We start from the raw sequence: 5,777 nt of genomic DNA, 5'->3' as shown, positions 1-5,777 counted from the left end.
TTCGGCGGCGGTCCGCGTGGCGGCGGCGGCGGCGGCGGTCGCGGTGGCATGCCGGCCCAGGTCGTCGGTCAGGGACGCGGTGTCGTCAAGTTCTTCAACGCAGCTAAGGGCTTCGGCTTTATCCAGCGCGATGAAGGCGGTGACGACGTGTTCGTTCACATCAGCGCCGTGGAACGTGCCGGTCTCGAAGGCCTGGCTGAAGGTCAGCAGCTGGAATTCCAGCTCGTCGATCGCGGCGGCAAGGTCTCAGCCAGCGACCTGAGCGTTGTTGGCGACGTGATTCCCGTCCAGAAGCGCGAAGTCGCGCCCCAGCGTCAGCTGACGGGCGAAAAGGCGAGCGGTACGGTCAAGTTCTTCAACTCCATGAAGGGCTTCGGCTTCATTACGCGTGACGATGGTCAACCGGATGCGTTCGTGCACATCAGTGCGGTCGAACGTTCGGGCATGACTGGCCTGAACGAAGGCGATCGTCTGGAGTTCGACATCGAGGTCGATCGACGAGGCAAGTACTCGGCGGTCAACCTGACGCCGCTCCAGGGTTGATCCAGCCTGTCGCGCTCCCGGTCGTTTGACCGGGGCGCCACAACAGCCTAGAAGCGCGCAAATGGCGGCCCTATGAGGGCCGCCATTTCTCGTTTGTGTTATACTTTTCCTACATTCCCTTCTTTTTCGAGGATTTTTCGAAATGTCGATCACTCCGTTGATGCCTGTGTATCCCCGGTGCGGTGTTCGGCCCGTTCGCGGCGAACATTGCCATCTCATCAGCGAGGATGGCCGCCGATTCCTCGATTTTGCGAGTGGGATCGCGGTCAATGCCCTCGGCCATTCGCACGAAGGCCTGATTTCGGCGATCCAGAAGCAGGCCGAGACGCTGATGCATGTCTCGAACCTCTACGGTAGCCCGCAGGGCGAAGCGGTTGCGCAGCGGCTCGTCGATCTCACGTTTGCAGACACGGTGTTCTTCACCAACTCGGGCGCGGAAGCGGTCGAGTGCGCGATCAAGACGGCGCGCGCCTACCACCAGTCGGCGGGCAAGACCGAGAAGTTCGAGCTGATCACCTTCAACAACGCCTTCCACGGGCGGACCATGGCGACCATCAGCGCGTCCAGCCAGACCAAGATGCATAAGGGTTTCGAGCCCATGCTGGCCGGTTTCAAGTACGTCGAATTCAACGATCTGGCGGCCGCTGAAGCCGCCATCGGTCCCCATACCGCGGGCTTCCTGGTCGAGCCGATCCAGGGCGAGGGCGGTATCCGGGTGGCCGATGAGGCCTTTCTCAAGGGGCTGCGGGCGCTTTGCGACAAGCACGACCTCATGCTCGTGCTCGACGAAGTGCAGAGCGGGGTCGGCCGTGCGGGGACGTTCTACGCCTACGAACAGTACGGCATCGAGCCCGACATTCTGGCGACGGCCAAGGGCATCGGCGGCGGTTTTCCCGTCGGCGCCTGCCTGGCGACCGAAAAGGCGGCGCGCGGCATGACGGCTGGCACGCATGGTTCGACGTATGGCGGCAATCCCTTTGCCATGGCCGCGATCGGTGCGGTGCTCGACGTGATCGGCGACGAGGCGTTCCTGGCCGAAGTGCGCGCCAAGGGGGAGCGTTTCAAGGCCCGTCTGGAGCAGTTCATCGGCAACTACCCCGAGCTGTTCGAAGGCGTGCGCGGCAAGGGGCTGTTCCTTGGCCTCAAGATGAAAGTCGAGCCGCGGCCCTTTGTGGCGCACATGCGCGACAACCACCAGGTGCTGGCCGTCTCGGCCGGTGACAGTGTGATGCGCGTGCTGCCCCCGCTTGTCATCGATGACAGCCACATCGAGGAATTCCTCGAGAAGCTTTCGGCCGCTGCGGCCAGCTACGTTCCTGAAGAGGTCTTGTGATGAACCGCGATTTTCTCAGTCTCGCCGACGCGGGCGGCGATGTCCTGGCGGCCATGATCAACGATGCGATCGATCGCAAGGCGGCCCGCAAGGACTGGCCCAAGGGCAAGCTCGACGCGGATGCGCCGCTGGCCGGGCACACACTGGCGATGATCTTCGAGAAGAATTCGACGCGCACCCGCGTGTCGTTCGACCAGGCCATTCGCCAGCTTGGCGGCAGCTCGCTGATCATGGAATCCGGCAGCACCCAGCTGGGCCGTGGGGAAAGCATCGCCGATACCGCGCGCGTGCTCAGCCGTATGGTCGATGCGATCATGATCCGCACCAACGATCACGCCAAGATCGAGGAACTGGCCCACTATGCCGATGTTCCGGTCATCAACGGGCTGACCGACCTGTCGCATCCGTGCCAGATCGTGGCCGACTTGGTGACCATCGTCGAGCATGGCTTTGCGCTTCCTGGCCTTCAGATGGCCTGGCTTGGCGATGGCAACAATGTCGCCAATTCGATGATCGAGGCGGCAGGCCTGATGAAGTTCACGCTGCGCCTCGGGCTGCCGCAAGGCTATGAGCCCGACGCGGACTTCGTGGCGCGCGCGCGCGCGGCGGGTGGCGAAATCGTCATTACCCATGATCCGATCGAGGCGGCCAGTGGCGCGCAGGTCGTCGTGACCGACACCTGGGTCTCGATGGGGCAGGCGGGCGGCGAGGCGCACATTGCCGCTCTTACGCCCTATCAGGTCAACGAGGGGCTCATGGCCAGGGCGGCGCCGGGGGCGATGTTCCTTCACTGCCTGCCCGCGCACCGCAACGAGGAAGTGACTGACGCGGTCATCGACGGGCCGGCTTCGGCGGTCTGGGACGAGGCGGAAAATCGCCTTCATGCCCAGAAGTCGGTGCTGCTGTGGAGCCTTGGCAAGCTGTGAGTGAGACCATGATCGAACGCCGGGACGATACGGGATTTGACCGGGTCCTGGCGTTCTCGCTGCCCGCGCGCCACGCGCGCGGGCGGATCGTGCGCCTGGGACCGGTGCTCGAAACCATCCTGTCGGCGCACGACTATCCCGACCTGGTCAAGCATCTCCTGGCCGAAGCGTTGGTGTTGACCGCGCTGATGGGCTCGTTGCTCAAGGAAGAGGGGGCGCAGCTTACCGTTCAGGCCCAGGCCGAGGGTGGCCTGGTCGACATGCTGGTGTGCGATTACCGCGAAGGTGAATTGCGCGGCTATGTCCATTACGATGCGGACAAGCTTGCGGCGCTGGAGGCGGCCGATGGGCAGGCAGATCTGGCCGCGCTGTTCGGCACCGGGTATCTGGCGATCACCTTCGACCTCGCGGTCACGGGCAAGCGCTATCAGGGCGTGGTGCCGCTCGAAGGTGCTTCGCTGAGCGAGGCTTGCGAAGCCTACTTCGCGCAGTCCGAGCAAGTGCCCACGCTGCTGCGCGTGGCGGTGCGCTCGCACGGCGATCGTTGTATGGGCGGCGGGATGCTGGTCCAGTTCCTGCCCGATGGCGAGGAAGGCCAGGCGCGTCTCCACGCGCAGGAGGATCACCCCGACTGGGAGCATGTCGCGGTCATGGCCGGAAGTGTGCAGCGCGAGGAGCTGCTCGATCCGGTGCTGACGCTCGAGCAGCTCTTGTGGCGCCTGTTCCACGAGGAAGAGGAAGTGCGCGTCGAGCCGCTCGTCCTGCTCGAACGCGGGTGCCGTTGCACGATAGAGCATTACCAGACGATTCTGGGGCGCTTTCCCGAAGATCAGCTGGCGGATCTGCGTGAGGCGGACGGCATGGTCCCGGTTGACTGTGCGTTCTGCTCGAAGGTGCTGCGCATTCCGGTCTAGGGCATTTTTTCGTCAGGTGGGAGCACCTGAACGTTCCGAAAATGCGTCTGAACAAAAGTCTGGAGCAGTCGATCGGGAGCAATCCGATCATCCGTTCAGGCGTGGGTTTACGGTTGGTGCGCAGCGGTTCACCGGGCACCTTCGATTGCGCTTGCAGCAAGCGCGCCCGCGCTCCGCGCTGCGGCCAGACCCTTGAAACTTGCTCCGTCAGTCCCGATACTTGGTCTGGTTCGGGGGCGAACTCGTGTGCGGAATTGCGGCGACATGAAATCAGGTAGCATTCTCTCGATCGCCGGGACGGGCATCCTTGGCCTGTGCGCGCTTGGCTTGAGCGAATTCGGTCTGGGCGCGATTCCGGCGGTTGGTCGTGAGGCGACACTGGCAATGCTGAGCGAACTGGAGCCCGGACACTGGGCCCTGCGCCCCCGCGGATCGGCGCGCGACGAAGAGCGTGTGTGCATTGGATCCGGACGCGATTTCGTGCAGCTTCGCCATCCCGGTATTGCGTGCCGCCAGGTCGTGGTCGCCGATCGGCCGAGCGAGGTCACGGTCCAGTACACCTGTCCGGGGCAAGGTTACGGGCGCACTACGATCCGGCGCGAGACCGACGGGCTGATCCAGATCGACACGCAGGGAATTCACGGTGGCCTGCCTTTCGCCTTTTCGGCCGAGGGGCGGCGGCTGGGGCCGTGCACGCGCTGACCAGCAAACCGCTGCGGCGTGCGTGTGCGCTTGCGCGCGCGCGCGTTCGGGCTTAGCGACAGGCCATGGTAAATAGCGAACAGGACAAACCACGGGACGCCGTCGTGCTGCTTTCCGGAGGTCTCGACTCGATGGTTTCAGCCGCCCTCGCGCGGGAACAGGGCTATCGGGTCAATGCTCTCACGATCGACTACAACCAGCGCCATCGGCGCGAGATAGAGGCTGCGGGGACGATCGCGGAGCATCTTGGTGCTGCGCGTCACGTGGTGTTACCGCTCGATCTGCGCCGGTTCGGCGGGTCGGCACTGACCGACGACATCGCGGTGCCCAAGACGGGGGTGGGGGACGATATTCCCGTAACCTACGTGCCGGCGCGCAACCTGGTGTTCCTCTCGCTGACGCTGGCCTGGGCCGAGGCAATTGGCGCCCACGATATCTTCATCGGGGTGAATGCGCTTGATTATTCGGGCTATCCCGACTGTCGGCCCGAGTTCATTTCGGCCTTCGAGGACATCGCCGGGCTGGCGACGAAGGTTGGCGCTCAGGGCAGTCCCTTTTCGATTCACGCACCGCTTCAGTTCATGAGCAAGGCGGACATCGCGCGCGAGTGCCTTCGTCTCGGGCTCGATCCGGCGATGAGCTGGTCGTGCTACGATCCGCAGCCTGATGGGCGCGCCTGCGGCCTGTGTGACAGCTGTCGCCTGCGCAAGGGGGGCTTCGAACAGGCGGGGCTGGGCGACGCGGACGCGACGCCTTACGCGGCCTGAGCGCTTCCACGCGCGCCAGAGTCGCGCCGGTCGATCCACGAAAAAGGCCCCCGGTCGTGCCGACCGGGGGCCTTTTTGTATCTGGCTTCTGGCGCAAGCGGGCTGGGTTGGGAGCGTTCCGCCCAAAAGAAAAGGGGGCAGGATTTCTCCAGCCCCCCAATCTTGTACCGTTGCCGGTTCGCTTACATGCCCGAACCCGGACCGTAAGTGATTTCGACGCGACGGTTCTGCAGCTCGCGCACACCGTCGGCGGTGGGAACGCGCTGGTTGGCTTCGCCGAACGCTTCGCTCGAGATCGCCGCTTCGGGGATGCCGTGCGAGGTCAGGTAAGCCTGGACCGAGGCGTTACGACGCTTGGACAGACCCATGTTGTAGGTCTTGGTGCCCGATGCGTCGGTGTAACCGGCCAGCATGATCGGAACGTTGTCGCAGTTGCCGTAGGCGGTCACAGCGCTGTCGAGAACCGTGGCGGCCTCGGGCGTGATGTCCGACTTATCCCAATCGAAGAAGACGATGTAGGGACCCTTGTTGCAGACCACTTCCGGAGCCGGAGCCGGAGCGGGCGGCGGCGGCGGCGGCGGGGGCGGCGGGG

The 5,777-nt window shown here is 64.4% G+C and carries 7 protein-coding genes; 6 read left to right on the top strand and 1 reads right to left on the bottom strand.

The genetic code is table 11. The features are described 5' to 3' along the window. From MTR62_RS21535 to queC, 6 genes are all read left to right on the top strand, one after another. The coding region (locus tag MTR62_RS21535; protein WP_327194439.1) for a cold-shock protein at positions 1-543 on the top strand (543 nt) is incomplete at its 5' end. A gap of 142 nt (positions 544-685) precedes the next feature. Continuing rightward, positions 686-1,876, top strand: a complete 1,191-nt coding sequence (locus tag MTR62_RS19525; protein WP_244024089.1) for an aspartate aminotransferase family protein — start codon at positions 686-688, stop codon at positions 1,874-1,876. Continuing rightward, positions 1,876-2,802, top strand: a complete 927-nt coding sequence (gene argF / locus MTR62_RS19520; protein ID WP_244024087.1) for an ornithine carbamoyltransferase — start codon at positions 1,876-1,878, stop codon at positions 2,800-2,802. Before MTR62_RS19525 ends, argF begins: the two co-directional genes overlap by 1 nt. A gap of 8 nt (positions 2,803-2,810) precedes the next feature. Then, positions 2,811-3,716, top strand: coding sequence for an Hsp33 family molecular chaperone HslO (hslO, locus tag MTR62_RS19515; RefSeq protein WP_244024091.1), 906 nt, complete (start codon positions 2,811-2,813; stop codon positions 3,714-3,716). 264 nt (positions 3,717-3,980) lie between these two features. Next, a complete protein-coding gene (locus MTR62_RS19510; RefSeq protein WP_244024085.1) occupies positions 3,981-4,418 on the top strand; it encodes a hypothetical protein in 438 nt (145 codons plus the stop codon). A 65-nt stretch (positions 4,419-4,483) separates the two neighbouring features. After that, entirely contained in the window at positions 4,484-5,185 is a 702-nt protein-coding gene (gene queC / locus MTR62_RS19505) for a 7-cyano-7-deazaguanine synthase QueC (RefSeq protein WP_244024083.1), read from the top strand. 182 nt (positions 5,186-5,367) lie between these two features. On the opposite strand, the gene MTR62_RS19500 is transcribed toward queC, so the two are convergent. Then, on the bottom strand, positions 5,368-5,777 hold a 410-nt coding region (locus tag MTR62_RS19500; protein ID WP_244024081.1), incomplete at its 5' end, for an OmpA family protein.

Source organism: Novosphingobium organovorum, assembly GCF_022832435.1.
Classification (GTDB): domain Bacteria; phylum Pseudomonadota; class Alphaproteobacteria; order Sphingomonadales; family Sphingomonadaceae; genus Novosphingobium; species Novosphingobium organovorum.
Note: the sequence above shows the minus strand (reverse complement) of the source record. Positions and strands in the feature narration are given on the sequence as shown.

Coding starts and splice junctions, on each gene's coding strand:
- MTR62_RS19525 (WP_244024089.1), top strand. CDS start 686: ATGTCGATCACTCCGTTGATGCCTGTGTATCCCCGGTGCGGTGTTCGG.
- argF (WP_244024087.1), top strand. CDS start 1,876: ATGAACCGCGATTTTCTCAGTCTCGCCGACGCGGGCGGCGATGTCCTG.
- hslO (WP_244024091.1), top strand. CDS start 2,811: ATGATCGAACGCCGGGACGATACGGGATTTGACCGGGTCCTGGCGTTC.
- MTR62_RS19510 (WP_244024085.1), top strand. CDS start 3,981: ATGAAATCAGGTAGCATTCTCTCGATCGCCGGGACGGGCATCCTTGGC.
- queC (WP_244024083.1), top strand. CDS start 4,484: ATGGTAAATAGCGAACAGGACAAACCACGGGACGCCGTCGTGCTGCTT.